A 17,626-nucleotide genomic window follows, 5' to 3' on the forward strand; every position below is an offset into this window, starting at 1 on the left:
TTGCCTGCGCACCGCGCTAGTGCGACTTTCACAGCGTCCGAAAACTCACAAATCCTTGGGACTGTCACGCTCGTGGTAGATTCCGACGCTGGGCTGGCGGCGGACAAGATTTTCGCTGACGAACTCAACCCGTTCCGAGAAGCCGCGGGACGCAAGATTTGCGAACTCAGCCGTCTAGCGTTCGAGACTGGCCTGCCGTCCAAGCCCCTGCTGGCGGCATTGTTCCACATCGTGTTTATCTACGGCTACCATCACCATCGCTGCACTGACCTGTTCATTGAGGTCAATCCGCGTCATCGTCGTTTCTACGAAGCTATGCTCGGTTTCAAGGCAATCGGGACGCCGCGCACCAATCACAGCGTGGGCGCGCCCTCGCAACTTATGCGGCTTGAAATATCGAGCATTCAGCACCGGATTGACGCTGCTGCATGCGACCTGTCGCCGGACGCCGTGCCGCGATCGCTATATTCCCTGTTCTTTTCACGCGAAGATGCGCTGGAAATGGCGGACGAGCTTACGTCCGACGGTGCGACGCACCATGCCCAAAACGGCAACGTGCTCGTGAAGGTTTTCCTACCCGATCTTTAACGCACAAAAAATGCCGCCGATTTTCACCGGCGGCATTTTCTAAGCGTATCGCGATTAGGCGAAAGCAACCGTCGAGCTACGACGACGATAGCGCAGGCCTGCACCCATCATGCCGAAGCCAACAAGCATCATTGCCCAGGTTGCCGCTTCCGGGACAGCCGAAGTCGGGGTGAACGACAGGCTGCCGCCGATCGATGCACCACCATACGAGAAGCCGTTGACGGTCAGCGTGTTGAGCTGGCCAGCCGTGATCGGGATGAGCTCAAGCGACGCGAACTCAAAACGACCGTTCGGAAACATCGTAGCAGCCGTGCCGTTGAAGAACACCGACGTGAAGTTGAGGTCGGTGGTCGACATCAGCTTGCCCGATGCGATCGAGGTTACCGAGCCGCTGCCCAGACCGTCGGTCGGCAGGGTAAACGTGAAAATTTCAGAGAAGTTGCCAAGGCCAATGTTCTGCACGCCGAACATGCCATTGAACGTGCCGTCTGGGCCGGGGGTGCTGCTGAAGTTGCCGCCCTGTGCGGCGTTGCCAGCAGTGTCGTTAACCGCAAAGGTTGCAGCCGACGCCGGAGCGACAGCGGCGATGGCGACGAGGGCTGCCGCGGCAGAAAGAAGCTTGGTACGCATGGGTTACTCTCCGAAGATAATCCAAAGCGATTGCAAAGAGCGTGCCAAGCCCTGTTTCCCAACATTCCCACGTGTTTCAATAGGTTGAACTGTAAATTCTACTGACAGGGGTTTGGCTACCTGGGAATATGGTTGAGTCTCTCACGAAGACGCCCGAGGCCTTTCTGGCATGGCCCGCCCCCAAAGAACGTGATTCCTCTTGCTTAGTGATTTATTTGTGCTTGAGCTTTCGTAACCGCAGTGACTCCGGAAAATTGCGCGGCCGGGGCTGCGGCGAACCTCCGCGCCGCAGCCTGCTCCTATCGTTCCCAAATCTTGTAGCCGGATCAATGCGCAGTGTGATGCAATTCATCCATGGTGAGCACGACACCGCCCTGATCAACACAGACTTCACGTAGGTGCGTCGTATGTTCTACTTTTGTAGCGTCACTATAAAAATGTTCGCCGTGTGACGCGCCAAATATAGGATACAAGTCAATCGCTCACCTCTACAGCAAAGTCGCGATATCGGACGTATCATACCCTTTGCTCCGTGAGGCATCGCACTCCCGGGTGACGCTTTGATCGGTCGTAAATCCGCCTCTGACACCCTCGGCTGTACTGATACAGGCGACCGTGCGCGCACTGCACAACACTTGGGTTCTTTGGCGAGCGTAATGTTCGCAACCCCTCCAGAAACCATTGGGAAGCCGGGAGAACGATCGACACCGCCAAACTATCCGTCCAGCTCAGCGACGCGGATGCCGCCTGAACTAAAGGCGCGGCAGCTGCTAGTCCGAAAATGACCAGTCCAAGCGCGTAATCTGACCGTGAATGAGCGGCCGGTTTCGAAATGCGCCGCGGGTGGCCTGAATGGCGGTTTGCAAGTCCTTAACACCGCCCATACAGCAGCGCGATATCGGCAGGAGCGGAACCGGCTTCAGGCGCGATGGTTCGAAGACCATGGCTAACCTTACCCTCAACGACGACCGCTCGATGCCGCAACTCGGTATGGGCACTTGGCAGATAAAGAACGTCGGAGCGGCGACGATCGTGCGAACCGGTCTTGATGTCGGCTTCCGACTTGTCGATACCGCAGCCGCCTATGATAATGAGAGGGGTGTTGGAGACGGGATCAAGGGCGACGACGTCTGGATCACGACCAAGCTGTCGAATACGCGTCACGGCGACGCGGTCGCGGCGCTCGATGAAAGTTTGGCGCTGCTCGGGGTCGAAGCGGTGGACCTGTATCTGATGCACTGGCCGGTGCCGACTGAAGACCGCTACGTCGAGGCTTGGCAGGCGATGGTGGGATTGCGCGACGCTGGTAAGGCGCTGTCAATCGGCGTGTGCAACTTCCTGCCTGAGCATCTTGAGCGAATCGTCGAAGCGACGGGCGTCGTTCCGGCGATCAACCAGATCGAGCTGCATCCCGGCTTCCAGCAACGCGAAGCGCGGTCTTATCATGAGGCGCACAAGATCGTGACGCAGAGCTGGAGCCCGCTCGGCCAAGGCAAGGACTTGCTTACACGCGCGCCGATCGTCCGGGTCGCGGACAAGCATGAGCGCAGTTCGGCACAGGTGGTGATTGCTTGGCATCTCGCGCACGGCCTGGCCGTCATTCCAAAGGCGAGCGACTTGGAGCACCTGTCGGACAATTTCGCAGCGCTGGATTTGATCCTGGACGAGGAGGACATGGCAGCTATCGAAGCGCTCGACTCGCCGGTTGGACGGCTGGGGCCGGACCCGCGCAGCTTCGGCGGCTAGCGTTTTTAACGAACGTAGCTGTCTAGATTAGGCCACAAAAAGTGTAGGCCCGACGTTGGAACGATTTTGACACGTTGGCAGAAAGGTGACGTCGTCGCGTCCAGACCTGCACGACGAAAAGGCGAAAATTTAGCGCGATGTACCTCGGATTTGAGACCGGAACGCAGTTGGGCGCCACGCCCCAAGCAACGATCAGCATCGTACAGCGTGTGCTGAAGGGTGATCACCGGGGGTATCTTCCTCTACGGCTAGCGCTGCGGCTCGTGCCGATTGAGTTCTCTTACCCGAAGGCGATTTTGGAAGCGATCTTGGAGACGAAGGCGCTGACAAAGGGCGATGCTACCCGACACCCGCGCACGACGAGGCATCGTTACAAATGGAACCGACAGCACCTATCTTTGCTGCGACCCATGACCACTTGAGCCCCGCTCTTCCTCGCATTCGGCGACAGCCTCGTCGCCGGCTACAGTCTAGCCACCGCCGACGGCTTCGCCACTCAACTGGAGCATCGTCTGAGCGCTGGATTTCCGGGCGCACGGGTGATCAACGCGGGCGTCGCCGGCGACACCACCGCGGACGCTTTGCGGCGGCTGCCCCGAGTGCTGTCGCGCCTGGAAGGCCGTCCTGACCTCGCCATCGTCCAGCTTGGACCCAACGACGTGCTCCGGCAGGTGCCGCCGTCATCCACGCGGGCGAACCTTGGGGAGATCCTCGTCGAGTTCGGCCGCTGCGGCGTCCCGGTGCTGCTCACCACCGTCGCGCCGCCGCCGTTGCTCACGCAGAGGGCAGGGCCTTACGCAGGCATCCACGAAGCTTTGGCCAAGCTCCACGCTGCAACGACTTGGCCGTTCTTCCCCGCCGGTGTGATGGGTCATAGAGACATGGTGCTGGCGGACAGAGTGCATCCGAATGCCAAGGCGATCGCCGCTGTGGTCGGAGCTATGCTGCCGGCAATCGACTGTATTTTGGATCGCGAAGCGCAGACCCCAGGCAGTGAGATTGGCGAAAACATGGAAGAGCTGCCGCGCGGAAAACGGTCAATCTAAGGCGGAATTAGATTGTGAATGAACGGCGAGTTTTGGGAAGTTGGCGGGGCCATCCCAATGTCCACAATTGGGTCAATTAAGCTCGCCAGCCTTGGGCGGCAGGCAACGTCACGATGTCGGACGATCCCGACCAAAGGTTGATACCCCCATCGCCGGCGGCTTCGTCGATTGCGGTGAGCTCACTGACAGAAAAGTCGGGCTGTTTGATTGCATCCAAAGAGTCGTCAAGCTGCTCGACGGTGCGCGCGCCAATCAACGCAGAGGTAACGCGGGCGTCGCGCAGTACCCACGCGATCGCCATCTGCGCGAGAGTTTGATCTCGCTGTGAAGCAATCCCGTTGAGGCGGCGGATCGCCGCAAGGTTTCGCTCTGTCAGCAGGTCCGGCGACAGCGATCCGCTGCGGCTGGCCCGAGCGTCCCGGGGTACGCCGCCGAGATACTTGTTCGTCAGCATGCCTTGCGCGAGCGGCGAGAAGGCGATGCAACCCGTCCCCAAATCATCCAGCGTTGCGAGCAACTCGCGCTCGATCCATCGATTGAGAATCGAATAGCTCGGCTGATGTATGAAAAGCGGAACTCGTTCCTCGGCAAGAATCGCGGCGGCGCGACGAGTCAGTCCGGCATCGTAAGACGAGATGCCGACATAGAGCGCCTTTCCCTGCCGGTGCAGCTGAATCAACGCGCCCATGGTTTCTTCGAGCGGGGTATCGGGGTCGACGCGGTGCGAATAGAAAATGTCGACATAGTCGACACCCATCCGCTTGAGGCTCTGCTCGCAGCTCGCGATCAGATATTTCTTGGACGAGCCGATATCCCCATACGGTCCCGGCCACATATCCCATCCCGCCTTGCTCGAGATGATCAATTCGTCGCGATGGGCGGCGAAATCGGAAGCGAGGACGCGGCCAAAATTTTCCTCGGCCGATCCGTACGGCGGTCCGTAATTATTCGCGAGATCGAAGTGGGTGACGCCGCGATCGAACGCTCGGCGGAGCACCGCGCGACCACTCTCGAAGACGTCGGCGCCACCAAAATTCTGCCAAAGCCCGAGGCTTATCGCGGGCAATTTGAGCCCGCTTCGCCCAGTGCGTCGATACGGCATGACGTCGGTGTATCTCGCGGGATTGGCGAAATAGGGAGCAGAGAACGACATGGCGATTCCTCGAGGTGCGTAATATGGCTTAGCCGCCTGGCTCGGCCGAGCCAAACCGTAGGTTCAACAAATTTCCAGCTGTCGCAAGAGCATGGGTTGGCTTGACCGTAGGCTTGACGCTAATCGACCCGGTGCCCAGGGCGGCGGCATCGAACAGGAGAGGCACTATGCGCACACGATCGCTTATCACGTTGGCGTTGCTGCTCGTGGGCACCGTTCCGGCTGATGCCGACACGCTGCACATCGTGCCGCCCTACCACGACGCGTCCCAGCTGGCACCCCGCACGGATGTGCCACACGGCACCGTCAGAAGCTTCATCATGCGATCGGGCGAGAGCCGCATCTACCCCGGCATTCGGCAGCTCGACAACGAGACGACACGCCGCCGCGACGCCCATGGCAATCGGCTCGCCGCTCCCGCGGACCAGCAGTCCGAGCCCGCGCCTTATCGACGAGAAGTTTTCGTCTACACGCCCGCCGGCTACCGCCCGGGTACCGCCGCGCCATTGCTCGTCGTGCAGGATGGACGCGACTATGTGGCGCGGGTGACAGCGGCGCTCGATAGCCTCATCGCTGCGCATCGTGTACCATCGATTGTGGCAGTCCTGATCCAGTCCGGCGGTGGTGACGCGCAAGGGTCCCAGCGGGGTCTTGAATACGACACCGTGTCGGGCCGCTATGCAGAGTTCGTGGAGCAGGAGGTGCTGCCCCAGGTCACGCGCCTGTATGGTGTCCGCTTCACTCGTGACCCGGAGGGCCGCGCGACCATGGGCGGAAGTTCCGGCGCGGCGGCCGCCTTCTCGATGGCGTGGTTCCACCCCGAATGGTATCGCAAGGTGTTGTCCTATTCGGGAACGTTCGTGAATCAAGCCTCGCCCGCCGACCCGCAAACGCCGCATGGGGCGTGGGATTATGCCACGCGCCTCATTCCTGGAACCGCGCGCAAGCCGATCCGGCTCTGGATGGAGGTAGGTGAACATGATCTCCACTGGCAGGATCCCGAAGGAACGTTCCACAACTGGCCGCTCGCGAACGACCACGTGTCAGCCGCATTGCAGTCGAGGCAGTACGATTACCGCTACGTCATTGCGGCAAATGCGGTCCACGTTGACGGCGACGTCATCATGCAGACGCTGCCCGACGCGCTCGAATGGCTTTGGCGCGACTATCGGCGTTGAGCAGGCCAGTCGCTGCGTTTCCGCCGTGGTCGTTCGACGCGCTCCCGCACACGTTCAAGTGACCTTTACCCCTTAAAGCGAGGTCTAGATCAACGTGAACGAGTGACCGGACTGGGGGAGCCGGAAAGCCATCCTAAATGGCCGATTGTGGGTCCTTTCAGTCGAGGCCAAGACGCGACGGCTGGTCTAGTCCCTCATTGAGCTTGCCGCGGTCGAGGTAGCCATCGCCGCGACTTGCTGCACCAGCGTAGCCATAAACACCGGATCGTTGGTCTTTTGCTATCGCGCTCGTAATCCATCGCGCAATATCGGCGCTATGGTTTGTTGGGTACAGCTCGGCCGTTCAACCAAGCAAGTGATCGGATTGGCTGTCCAATCCCTTAACTCTGCCGCACGGCCTCGCTTATGGATTGGCAGGGCACCGGTCGCTGGCAGTCGTTTCCTGAAGCGACACGTCGGATAGCTCCAGGTGCAATGCGCCTGCAGTCTGCAACCGAATTGCTGACACGTGCGCCAAATCGGCACCCGCCGTGCCAAAGCAGCGCAGCGGTACCCGCAGGCGTGTCCAATTCCCCGCCGCGCCGAGCGAGCTGCCGACCAACAATTCGCCGCCACCGAACGCCAGCGTCACGGCCGCCGAAGGTGGCCGCGTCACACGCAGCTCGATCTGCAGCACCATTGCGCCATTCGCCTCGCGTGCAAGGTCGAGCGGGTTTGCGCGCGCAAGCTCGATCCAGGCAGGTTCGGTCCCGGTCCACGCCGCAGCCCACGCATCTTCCTGCCGCCGCCGGTCGACGCGGCGTAGCGTCAGCGCTTCGGCACCGTAAGTGGCGACGCGCGCGCCGACCGCAGCGATGCGGGGTGCCTGCGCATCGCCGATCGCGAGGGCAAAACCGTTCGTGCCGGCACCATCCTTCAGGAACACACCGCGCGCTGCCGTTACCACCGCGACCTGGGCTTCGGGCAACGTGAAGACCCGCGTGGGTCGCGCATAGGTCAGTCCATAGCCGAAGGCGAACTGCGGATCGTACGCCGGCTGGCCGACGTTGAGCGGCGTCTGGTCCGGGCGCTTGGGCCAGGAGAAGGACAGCCTTCCCTGGAAGTCGTGCGCGGGACGGCCCCCGGCCTGCGCGATCAGGACATCGGCAATACCCGCTCCTTCCGAACCGGGCAGCCACGCCACGACAAAGGCATCGGCGGCGTTGATCTGCGGGTTCAGGTAGAGCGGCCTGCCGGAGATCAGCACCGCCGCCGTTGGCACCTTAGCGGCGCGCAGGCGGCGCAGCAGCGCGAGGCTTTCGACGGCTTCGGTATGGAGCGCGACATCGGCCTGGTCGCCTTGGAACTCGGCATACGGATTTTCGCCGAAGACCACGATCGCGGCGTCAGGCGTGGGGCCGGTGAACCTTCCATCGGGGCTCAGCACGGCGGTGCCGCCGCCCGCCTCGACGGCGGCCTTGATCCCGCCCCAGATCGAGGTGGCACCGGGGAAATCGGCGTTGGTATTGTCATTGCCTTGCCAGCTCAGCGACCAGCCGCCGGTCTGCTTCCCGATGTTGTCGGCACCCGCGCCGGCCACCAGAATGCGGTGTCCACGCGGATCGATCGGCAGCACTTGGCCATCGTTCTTGATCAACACCAGCGACTTGCGCACCGCCTCGCGCGCCACCGCTCGGTGCGCGGCCGCGCCGAGCAATGAAGCGTCCCCGGCGTGCGGCCGCGACGAGGGCAGGCCTTCATCGAACACATGCGCGCGCAGCTTGACGCGGAGCACGCGGCGCACCGCGTCGTCGAGCCGTGCCATTGGAACGGTGCCGTCCTTCACCTCGCGCACCATATTGGCGTAAAGCGCTTTCCAGTCCTCCGGCACGTTGAAGATATCGACGCCGGCATTGAACGCGGCCGGGCAGTCGCCCTTGGTGCAGCCCGGCACCTGGCCGTGCGCGTTCCAATCGCCGATGACGAGGCCGTCGAACCCCATTCGCTCCTTCAGCACATTGGTCATCAGCGCGTGGTTCGCGTGCATCTTGATCCCGTGCCAGCTTGAAAAACTGGCCATCACCGCCTGTACACCCGCGTCGATCGCAGCCGGGTAGCCGGCGCCATGAACGTCGCGCAGCACCTCCTCCGATGCGAGATTGTCACCCTGGTCGCGCCCGCCGTCCGTGCCGCCATCGCCAAGAAAATGCTTGGCGGTCGAGATCACGTGATCGCGGTCCAGAAACGTGCGGCCGGAACCCTGCAATCCCGTCACCATGGCGGTCGCGTATTGCGCGACGATCGCCGGGTTCTCGCTATAACTCTCGTAGGTGCGGCCCCAGCGGTCGTCCTGCACGACGGCGAGCGTCGGCGCGAAGCTCCAGTCCATGCCGAGCACGCGCACTTCCTCCGCCGTGGACGTGCCGATGCGGCGGATCAGATCGGGGTCCCGCGCCGCACCCAAGCCGATATTGTGCGGGAAGAGCGTGGCCCCGAACACGTTGTTGTGACCATGAACGGCGTCGGATGCCCACATCAGCGGAATGCGCACGCCGGTGTTCGCCGGATCGACCGAGGCCCGCCAGTAACCGTCGATCAGGTGGAGCCAGTCGGCGATCGAGGCATGTTTGTTGCCACCCGGTACCGACCCGCCGCCATTCTCGATCGAGCCGATATGGTAGGTGATCACGTCGGCTGGCGTGATCGACTTCATCTCCGGCTGTAACGTCTGGCCGACTTTTTCCTCGACGCTCATCCCCGCAAGCATGCGGTCGATGCGCGCTTCGGTCGCGGCGTCGCGGTGCACGGGGCTGTGCGCTTGCGGCCAGCTTTCGGGGTGAATGGTCGGCGCAGGCGCGGTTTGCGCAGTTTGGGCAACCAAAGCAGCGCTCGAACAGGCGGCAAGTAGCGCAAACACGCGGGCGCAGAGCATCGGATAAACCTTTCGACTGGAGATCAGCGGGCTTTGATGTCGGCGGCGGCGCGAAGCTGGTTGCGCACCATTCTCCCCGAGACGGTGAGTTGGTCGGCAGGCCAGCCGCCCTGCGGCGAGGCTCCCGGCTTGAGCACCGCCGACGCTTCCGGCTTGTCGCTCAGCGACCAGTTCAAATAGCTGATGCCGTGCGCCTCGCACCAGTCCCACCAGACGCGCGTCTCGGCAACGTCGATCGGCGCGTCGCCATTGGCAGCGGTAGTGCCATATTCCGTGACGAACAGCGCCGCGCCGTGGGCGAGGGCGGCCTCCGCCTTGTTCCGGATCGCCTGCTTGTGCGTGGCGGCGTAGAAATGGAGCGAATAGGCGACATCGCGCAGCGCCAGTGGGTCGGCGGCCGCTTCGTCCACATCCTGATCCCAGCTGCGCGTGCCGGCAACCACGAAGGCACCCGGGTCCTCGGCCCGGATCGCGGCGATCACCCGGAGGTGATACGGCTTGATGACGGCCGACCAGCCATATTTCGGCAGCGGCTCGTTCCACGTCTCGTAAATGAGGTTCGGTACGCCGCGATAACGCTGCGCGATCGTCCCGAAGAAGCGGATCGCCTCGTCGGGCATCGGGTCGTGCGCATGCCAGTCGACGACGACATAGATGCCCGCGCCGATCGCGGCGTCGATCGCCTGCTCGGCACGCCGCGTCTGCGCTGCGGGATCGGTGATATAGCCGCCGCTGGCGGCGGCGACGGCGGCGCGCACGGCCGTCGCGTGCCAGTCGCTCGCGATCCAGCGGATCGTGCGGCGGTTGTAGAAGGCCGACTTCCACTGGCTCCAGAATAACGACATGCCGCGCAGCGTGAGCGGTCGGCCCTCTGCGTCGACGACGCGATTGCCCTGAACGTGGAGGTGGCCATGCTCGGCGACGATCTGTGAAACGGGGTCTGCCGCAGCGGGCGAGCCGATCACGGCAACTATGCAAGCCAGCAGTAACGCGGTTCTACGCATCGTCGGCATTCTCCCCTTCGTAGCCCCTTGTGATGACAGGGGCTTTTCTGCTGGTTATACTGTCCGTCAAGCGGTGGAAAGCCGCACGATCGACTATGGGTGAGGAGGGCATGATGCTCCGACGATTGCGCCTTTTGGGGCTGTTCTCTGCAACGCTCGTCAGCGCCGCTACCCCGCCGCACGCCGCCAAGCGACCCCCTATAACCGGCGTCTCGCACCTGGCGGTCTATTCGACGAATGCAGCCAAGACGCGCGAGTTCTACACGCGGGTGCTTGGTGCGCGCGAAGGGACAGACCCCGAGGACTCCGCCGGCACGCGCTACTATTTCAGCGCGCGCCAGTTCGTCGAGGTGCTACCGGTGCCGGCCGGCCACGGGCCGAGCGTGCTGGCGCATGTCGCCTATGCGACTCCGGATGCCGATGGATTGCGCACCTGGCTCGTACGCCACGGCATGACCGCACTCTCCCCGGTGCAGCGTGGCGCGGGGGGTGAGCGCTGGTTCACGACGCACGATCCCGAGGGCAATAAGGTGCAGTTCGTGCAGGCGGCGAGCGCCGACACCGCCGCTGTGCCGGGCGCGATTAGCGGCCGTATCATCCATGTCGGCTATGCCGTGCACGACGGCGCGAAACAGGACGGCTTCTACCGCCAACTGCTCGGCTTTCGGCCCTATTGGTACGGCGCGTTCGATCCAAGCAAGGTCGACTGGATCTCGCAACAGGCACCCGATGGCCATGACTGGCTCGAATATATGATGGTCGGTCCCGGCTCCGACGTGCCGCTCCAGAAGGTTGATGCCAACGAACTCGGCGTGCTCAATCATTTGTCGCTAGGCGTCCCCAACATGGAAGCGGCAGTGACGACACTCTACCGCGAGAACCGCCTTAGCCCACGCCACGACGGCCCGCAGATGGGGCTCGATGGCAAATGGCAAGCCAATTTGTACGATCCCGACGGGACCCGCGTCGAACTGATGGAGTTCCAGCCGGCGAGCAAGCCATGCTGCTCGGTGTTTACCGCAGATAGCCCCAAGGACTAAAGCATGACGCGGCGGGCGTTTTCGTGCAGCCGCTTGCCCTTCGCGCAATGGCGACTGCGATTTGGATCGATGCGTCGCTCGTTTCGTCGCGCGAGAAGCCGATTGAAGCGCTCGAGCAAACGAAATCCACCTTGAAAGAAAGGTCACTATCTTGCAGCCGCGGCTGACCATTAGCGAGATCGTGGCGTGCAGGAATAGTTCAGGATGGCGGATGAACGAACGTCCGCTTTCGAGAAGCGAAAATCCGTACCGAACGTCTCCTTGTCGGTCTTTTGATCTACTACCGTTTGCGTCACGGCAGACGCGTGTGACGCCAAGCTTCTAACGCACTCGTACGACCACCGATCCGGCGTAGGTCCGCCTACCAGACGTGCACTCTCGCTTGCGGGGGCAAATAGAGGCCCTGCCCCGGCTTGACGTCGAATGCCGCATACCAGGGGTCGAAATTGCGGACGATCCCGTTCACGCGATATTCCTCGGGCGCGTGCGGGTTCGACAGAAGCTGCGCGCGCAGCGCGCCTTCGCGCGCCTTGCCTTGCCAGGAATGCGCATAAGCGAGGAAGAAGCGTTGGTCGCCGGTGAAGCCGTCGCGCACCGGCGGCTCGCCGTGCCGCGCTACATAGCGGCGATAGGCCGCATAGGCCGCCTCCAGGCCACCCAGATCCCCCAGATTCTCGCCGAGTGTCAGCTGACCCTTGATATGGACGCCGACGATCGGCTCATAGGCGTCGAACTGCTTGGCCAGCATCTGCGCATGCACAGTGTAGCGCTCGGCCGAGGCCTTGGTCCACCAGTCGCGGAGGCGACCCTGCGCATCGAACTGACGGCCCTCGTCGTCGAAGCCGTGGCCCATTTCGTGGCCGATGGTCGCGCCCGTCTCGCCGTAATTGACAGCCGGGTCCGCCGCCGCATCGAAGAAGGGCGGCTGCAACTGGGCGGCCGGGAAGGTCACCTGGTTCATCGTCGGCGAGTAATAGGCATTCACTTCCTGCGGGTTCATGTCCCACAGACTGCGATCCACCGGTTTGGGGAAGCGCGACAGCTGGAGCTTCCACTGGAAGTCTTCGGCGCCGATCTTATTGCCCAGAGCGTCACTGCGGCTGACGCGCATCGGGGCATAATCGACATATTTGATCGGGTGGCCGATCCGCGGGTCGAACGCCGCGAGCTTCACCAGCGCCTCCTTGCGGGTGGGCGCGTCCATCCAGGCGGCGTGGTCGATCTTGTCGGCATAGGCCGCGCGCATGTCGTCGATCATCTCGTTGACCTGGCGCTCGGTCTCGGCCGTCCAGTGATGCTGGATGTACAATTGCCCGACGGCCTCACCCAGGTCGGCGTCGAGCAGGCGTATGCCCCGCTTCCACCGCTCGGACTGGACCGGCACGTCGTTCAACGTCTTGCTGTAGAAGGCAAAGCGCGCATCGTCGAACGCCTTGGGCAGGAACTGCGCATGGTCGCTGACGAAGCGGAAGGCGAGATATGCCTTCCATGTCGCCAGCGGCACATCGGCGAGGCGCTGCATCGCGGCGGCCACCGCGCTGGGCTCGCGCACGATCACCTTGCCGACGGTCCCGAGTCCCTTTTGCGCGAGCACGGACGACCAGCCGATCTGCGGCGACAGCTGCGCGAGTTGCGCCAGCGTCATCGGATTGTACACCGCCTGCGGGTCGCGGCGCCGCTCGGGCGTCCACTGATCGGTCGCAAGGCGTGTCTCGAGCGCGATGATGCGATCGGCGGTGACGCCGGGGTCGCTCTGCCCGGACAGCTGCCCGATACGCGCGATATAATCGTGGTACGCGGCCCGTATCGCGACGTATTTGGGGGCGGTCAGCAGGTAATAGTCGCGGCTCGGCAGGCCCAAGCGGGCCTGGCCGATCTCGACGGCGTAGTGCGTCGGATCCTTGTCGTCCTGGTTGATGTCGATCCGCACGGGCGCCGCATAGCCCGGCTGCACCATGAGCGCGGCAAGCCCTATCCGATCGCCGATCGCTGCAATCCGCCGCAGATAGGGCGCTGCGGGCGCGAAGCCAGCCCGTTCGATCCCCACTTCGTCCATCCACGCAGCGTAGTAATCGACGATCTGCCGTACATAACGCGGCGCGCCCGGCTGGCGCGCTGCGCCCTCGACCATCGCGCGCACGTCGCGTTCGGTCTTGTCGGGCAGGTCGTAATTATAGCCGGCGCGCGACTTGTCCGGCGCGATCTGAGCCGTCTTCAACCAACCGCCGAGCGCATAGCGAAAGAAGTCGTTACCGGGCATGACGCCCTGGTCCATGAGCGCCTCGTCGACGCCCCAGGTCCCGTAATGCGAGGCACCGACCGGCGGCGGTGGCAAGGAAGGCCTCGCGGAAAGCGCGGTGACAGCAGGAGCGACAGCGACGATAAGCGAGAGGACGAAGCCGGCTGCGCGGGCCGGCCGATGGCGATCAGATTTGCTTTGCATGCCGCTATCGTCGGCGAAGAGACTTTGCATGTCAAAGCCATAAGCGCCCGCTACTGCCGGTCGAGATCGTACGAGTCACCCGCAGTCGATGCCACGCGACAAGCAAGGTAGCGCTGGCCGTGACCGTCATCGCCGCGGGCCGGGACGAGGTTGAAAGATGAACGAGCGGGCGCTTTCGGGAGGCGAGTTTCAGTGCGCAAGCGGCTGCTTATGGGTCACGGAGGCCCGGCAGCTCACGACCAATGTCGGTTGTTCGGATCCGCTCCTGCGAATGACCGGTTGAGAGGAAAGCTGTCGATCGGGCCAATCGAAACCGACGATCGGCAATGCGTGGAGCTCGCGACATTCAGGACGACCAGGCCCGACTCCGGAAACATCACTTTGGCCAAGCGCGCAATGCGGTGAGAACGACGGCATCGAGTTCGGCCTGTGTGGCACCGTCGACCGCCTGCACCGACAAGCCTTGCAAAACGGTGGCGTAAAAGCGCGCGAGCGTTGGGGGGGCGACAGCCGCCGACAGCACACCTTCTTTCACATCGCGAGCGATGCGGTCCTCCAACGCCCCCCGCAGATCGCCACGCAGGACCCGCAACTCCGCCGCAAGACCGATATTGTCCAGCCCAACCATCAGCAGCCCGCTCGAGATCATGCAGCCGACCGGCCTGTCCGGCCGTGTCACAGCCAACACGCCGCGCTCTAATATCGTTTGCGCAGCCACCTGGGCAGAGGGGGTCGCGGCGATGTCCTTCGGGGTCAGGTTGCTCGCGTTATAAAGCCGCACGACTTCTCGGTAGAGCTCGGCCTTGCTGCCGAATGCGTGATAAAGACTCGGCGCCGCGATCCCGATCGCTTGGCAAAGGTCGGAAATCGAAACCCCCTCGTAGCCGCGGCGCCAAAACAGATCGAGCGCGATCGCAAGGGCCTCCGTCCGGTCGAACGTCGGTTTGCGGCCCCGTACCCTGGGCTCTGCTGCGATCGACGAAGCGATTGTCATGTGCCCAACGTAAGGGGTTGACGTGCGGGCGCAAGATCCCAGTTTTTAGGGAACGATAAACAAAACGGGAACCCCAATTTAGGGTGCGCATTATCAATGAAGGTGCCCATTCTCATGATGACGGACCAGCAGGTTGTAATAATCGGAGGCTCTGAGGGTATTGGGCTGGCGGTCGCGAAAGCGGCGCGTGCGCTTGGCGCCACCGTCCTTGCAGTATCGAGAACCCGGGCGAAGCTCGAGGCCGCGCAAGCAGCCGTGAGCGGCCTTGAGATCCGCGAGGCCGACATCAACGACGTGGCGTCGATCCAGGAAGTCTTCTCCGGTCTTCCGGCAGTTGATCACGTCTATATCGCAGCCGGCAGCACGAAGGTCGGGGGGCCGCTCGATCACCCTCTCAGCGAATTTCGCCAGAAGTTCGACGAACGCCTGTGGGGTTCGATCGACGTGGTCCGCGCCGCGCATCACCTCATTCGGCCAGGTGGTTCCTTCACCTTCACGGGCGGGCTCTCATCAGACCGCCCGGTGAGCGGGGCCTGGGTCTCTGGAATTGCGACGATGGCGACAGAACAACTCGCACGCGTTCTTGCTTTGGAGTTTGCACCGATCCGCTTCAACGCCATTGCACTTGGTTATACCGACACCCCGATGTGGGACCATATCTTTCCGGATAATGGAGCGCAGGCGTTAAAGGATGTCGCAAAGAAAAACCCAATTCCTCGTTTGGTGACAGCAGATGAAGTTGCCCAAGCAGTGCTGCTTCTCATGCAGAACGGGGCGATTACGGGTGAGACGATCCATGTCGATGGCGGCGCAAGGCTGGTCTAGTTTTCGGCCATAGGCAAAGTATGTTTTGCCAGATGCGCTTTTGAGCACGGCGGTGCGTTCATTCATTTGTTGCGAGCTCGCTTGCGCAACACGGAGACAAGCCATGATAGTCAATCGCCGAACGGTTATGATCACTGGTGCGGCCGTGGCGGTTGCCCACGCCGTTCCGGCAACCGCTGCGGGCTCGCCACTGTTCTTTCCGGGATTTGGGGCGCTTGATGTGGAAGCGGGCGGCGTGCGCTTTGCAGGGGTCATTGGCGGATCGGGGCCGCCGCTGCTACTGCTCCATTGATACCCTGAAACGCACATCGCCTAGCGCAAGATCGCGGTCGAGCTTGCGCGTCACTACACGGTGATCGCGCCTGACCTTCCCGGCTACGGCGCAAGCCGACCGGCCGCCATGAGCCCGCGCTGGACGAAACGGCGCGTCGGCGAAGCGTTGGTCGCGCTCATGCGAAACCTCGGCCACGAGCGGTTCGCGATGGTCGGTCATGATCGGGGCGCGCGGGCCGGATACAGGCTAGCGCTCGATAATCCGGGCGTCGTCAAAGCCTTCGCATCGCTCACCGTCGTGCCGACCCTCGATGTCGTCGAGGGGGTCGATTACCGATTCGCGCGCAAGAACTATCATTGGTTCCTGTTCGCACAACCGGACAATCTGCCCGAGACGCTGCTCGCCGCGGCACCCGATGCCGTTCTCGACTGGGAGTTCGAGGTTATGCAGGCGACGGACGACAATGTGATCGAGCCGGCAGCGCGGCAAGCCTATCGCGCGGCTTTCCGTGATCCAGCAGTGCGCCACGCCATGTGCGAGGATTACCGGGCTGCTCTGGACGAGGATCTGACGGACGATAGCGCCGATCGTGCCGCCAGCCGGAAACTCGATTGCCCGGTCCTGGTGCTCTGGTCGAAGCACGAAGTGAGCGGAAACACATCGCCGATCGACGTATGAAAAAAGAGGGCCGACACCGTGACGGGTGTCCCCACCACGGGCGATCACCTGCAGGCCGAAGATCGCCCCGCCGAGGTGCTGGCCGCATTGACGCCGTTCCTTCAACAGCACGCCGTTTAGTCAAAATCCATGCCGACATGGTGCGACGGTTTGCCGTGAACGCATCACGCCGTCCGGTCGTGGACCGGCCAATGCCTGCGCCCAGCACTTAGAGAGGTATCGCCATGAACGTTGAGGGCTTCCAGCACCGGATGATACCGGTCGGCGACATCAGAATGCATGCCGTTATCGGCGGCAGCGGCCCGCCGCTGGTCCTGATCCACGGCTTTCCACAAACCTGGTGGGAGTGGCATGGCATCATGCCCGAGCTCGCCAAGCGGCACACCGTCGTCGCGGTCGGCCTCCGTGGCGCGGGGCATTCCGACAAGCCGCAGGGTGGATACGACAAAGCCAGCCTTGCCAACGACGTCCACGGCGTGATGACAGCGCTCGGATTCGATAAATATGCTGTCTGCGGTCACGATATCGGCGCCATGACTGCCCTGGCGCTCGCCCTGACCCACCGCGACGCCGTCACGCACCTGACCGTGCTCGACGCTTCACAGCCGGGATGGAGCCGATGGGTCGAGAATTCGCACGAGCAGCAGGTATGGGTCTTCGCCTTCCACATGAAACGCGATCTTGCGGAACGGCTCATCCAAGGGCGCGAGTATGACTATGTCTCCACATTCATCTACGACCGGGCGCTCGACATGGGGGCACATTCGCTTTCTGATATCGAGGAGTTCTCGCGGGCCTTGGCGCAACCGGGAAACCTGCGAGGAGGGCTCGAATGGTATCGTACTTTCGCGACGGACCATGAGAACGCGCTCGCCTGGAAGCGGGAACCGCTGACGATGCCGAGACTGGCCTTGGGAGGGGAGCAATCCTACGGTCCGCAGATCGTGGCGATGCTGCAGGAATTCGCGACCGACGTGACGGGTGGCAGCATCGCGGGCAGCGGTCACTGGATCCGTGAGGAGCGCCCGGCCGAGCTAACCGAGCTCATCCTACGCTTCCTTTCAAAGTGATGCCGCTCGGGCACCCAGCTATCGACCATCGCTACAAGGCGCCTTG

The 17,626-nt window shown here is 62.8% G+C and carries 13 protein-coding genes and 1 pseudogene; 8 read left to right on the forward strand and 6 right to left on the reverse strand.

Features of this window, described 5'->3' with window-relative positions:
- Positions 1–588: N-acyl amino acid synthase FeeM domain-containing protein (locus tag RH91_RS13645; protein WP_157136936.1), on the forward strand; the 588-nt coding region annotated here is incomplete at its 5' end.
- A gap of 54 nt (positions 589–642) precedes the next feature.
- Here the strand turns inward: RH91_RS13645 and RH91_RS13650 are convergent.
- On the reverse strand, positions 643–1,218 hold the full coding sequence (locus RH91_RS13650; protein ID WP_010163401.1) for an FxDxF family PEP-CTERM protein: 576 nt from the start codon (positions 1,216–1,218) through the stop codon (positions 643–645).
- Between the two features lie 942 nt (positions 1,219–2,160).
- On the opposite strand from RH91_RS13650, the gene RH91_RS13655 reads away from it, so the two are divergent.
- Both RH91_RS13655 and RH91_RS13665 read left to right on the forward strand, forming a co-directional pair.
- Positions 2,161–2,964, forward strand: coding sequence for an aldo/keto reductase (locus RH91_RS13655; RefSeq protein ID WP_010163402.1), 804 nt, complete (start codon positions 2,161–2,163; stop codon positions 2,962–2,964).
- Positions 2,965–3,410: 446 nt separating this feature from the next.
- Positions 3,411–4,010: pseudogene (locus RH91_RS13665) on the forward strand (GDSL-type esterase/lipase family protein); the annotation flags it as partial.
- A gap of 76 nt (positions 4,011–4,086) precedes the next feature.
- Here RH91_RS13665 and mgrA read toward each other — a convergent pair.
- Positions 4,087–5,163: an L-glyceraldehyde 3-phosphate reductase gene (mgrA, locus tag RH91_RS13670; protein ID WP_010163405.1), complete on the reverse strand. Its 1,077-nt coding sequence runs from the start codon at positions 5,161–5,163 to the stop codon at positions 4,087–4,089.
- Positions 5,164–5,354: 191 nt separating this feature from the next.
- Between mgrA and RH91_RS13675 the strand changes: the two genes are divergently transcribed.
- Entirely contained in the window at positions 5,355–6,341 is a 987-nt protein-coding gene (locus RH91_RS13675) for an alpha/beta hydrolase (protein WP_157136937.1), read from the forward strand.
- Positions 6,342–6,744: 403 nt separating this feature from the next.
- On the opposite strand, the gene RH91_RS13680 is transcribed toward RH91_RS13675, so the two are convergent.
- Together RH91_RS13680 and RH91_RS13685 are read right to left on the reverse strand one after the other, a co-directional pair.
- The gene (locus tag RH91_RS13680) at positions 6,745–9,075 is read right to left on the reverse strand and encodes a glycoside hydrolase family 3 protein (protein ID WP_232283506.1); all 2,331 of its coding nucleotides are present in this window, start codon (positions 9,073–9,075) and stop codon (positions 6,745–6,747) included.
- Positions 9,076–9,275: 200 nt separating this feature from the next.
- Positions 9,276–10,217 carry a glycoside hydrolase family 5 protein gene (locus RH91_RS13685; protein ID WP_010163408.1) on the reverse strand — a complete coding sequence of 314 codons (942 nt, stop codon included), beginning with the start codon at positions 10,215–10,217 and terminating at the stop codon, positions 9,276–9,278.
- A 152-nt stretch (positions 10,218–10,369) separates the two neighbouring features.
- On the opposite strand from RH91_RS13685, the gene RH91_RS13690 reads away from it, so the two are divergent.
- Entirely contained in the window at positions 10,370–11,296 is a 927-nt protein-coding gene (locus tag RH91_RS13690) for a VOC family protein (protein ID WP_198283297.1), read from the forward strand.
- Between the two features lie 361 nt (positions 11,297–11,657).
- On the opposite strand, the gene RH91_RS13695 is transcribed toward RH91_RS13690, so the two are convergent.
- Together RH91_RS13695 and RH91_RS13700 are read right to left on the reverse strand one after the other, a co-directional pair.
- The gene (locus RH91_RS13695; protein WP_010163410.1) at positions 11,658–13,769 is read right to left on the reverse strand and encodes a M13-type metalloendopeptidase; all 2,112 of its coding nucleotides are present in this window, start codon (positions 13,767–13,769) and stop codon (positions 11,658–11,660) included.
- Positions 13,770–14,115: 346 nt separating this feature from the next.
- Positions 14,116–14,733 carry a TetR/AcrR family transcriptional regulator gene (locus RH91_RS13700; protein WP_010163411.1) on the reverse strand — a complete coding sequence of 206 codons (618 nt, stop codon included), beginning with the start codon at positions 14,731–14,733 and terminating at the stop codon, positions 14,116–14,118.
- A gap of 114 nt (positions 14,734–14,847) precedes the next feature.
- Between RH91_RS13700 and RH91_RS13705 the strand changes: the two genes are divergently transcribed.
- From RH91_RS13705 to RH91_RS13715, 3 genes are all read left to right on the forward strand, one after another.
- Positions 14,848–15,558, forward strand: coding sequence for an SDR family oxidoreductase (locus RH91_RS13705; protein WP_037479445.1), 711 nt, complete (start codon positions 14,848–14,850; stop codon positions 15,556–15,558).
- 322 nt (positions 15,559–15,880) lie between these two features.
- A complete protein-coding gene (locus RH91_RS22865) occupies positions 15,881–16,510 on the forward strand; it encodes an alpha/beta fold hydrolase (protein WP_269724691.1) in 630 nt (209 codons plus the stop codon).
- Positions 16,511–16,734: 224 nt separating this feature from the next.
- Positions 16,735–17,580, forward strand: a complete 846-nt coding sequence (locus RH91_RS13715; protein WP_010163414.1) for an alpha/beta fold hydrolase — start codon at positions 16,735–16,737, stop codon at positions 17,578–17,580.
- The last annotated feature ends 46 nt before the right edge of the window (positions 17,581–17,626 follow it).

It is taken from the genome of Sphingomonas sp. PAMC 26617 (assembly GCF_000242835.1).
In the GTDB taxonomy this organism is placed as follows: domain Bacteria; phylum Pseudomonadota; class Alphaproteobacteria; order Sphingomonadales; family Sphingomonadaceae; genus Sphingomonas.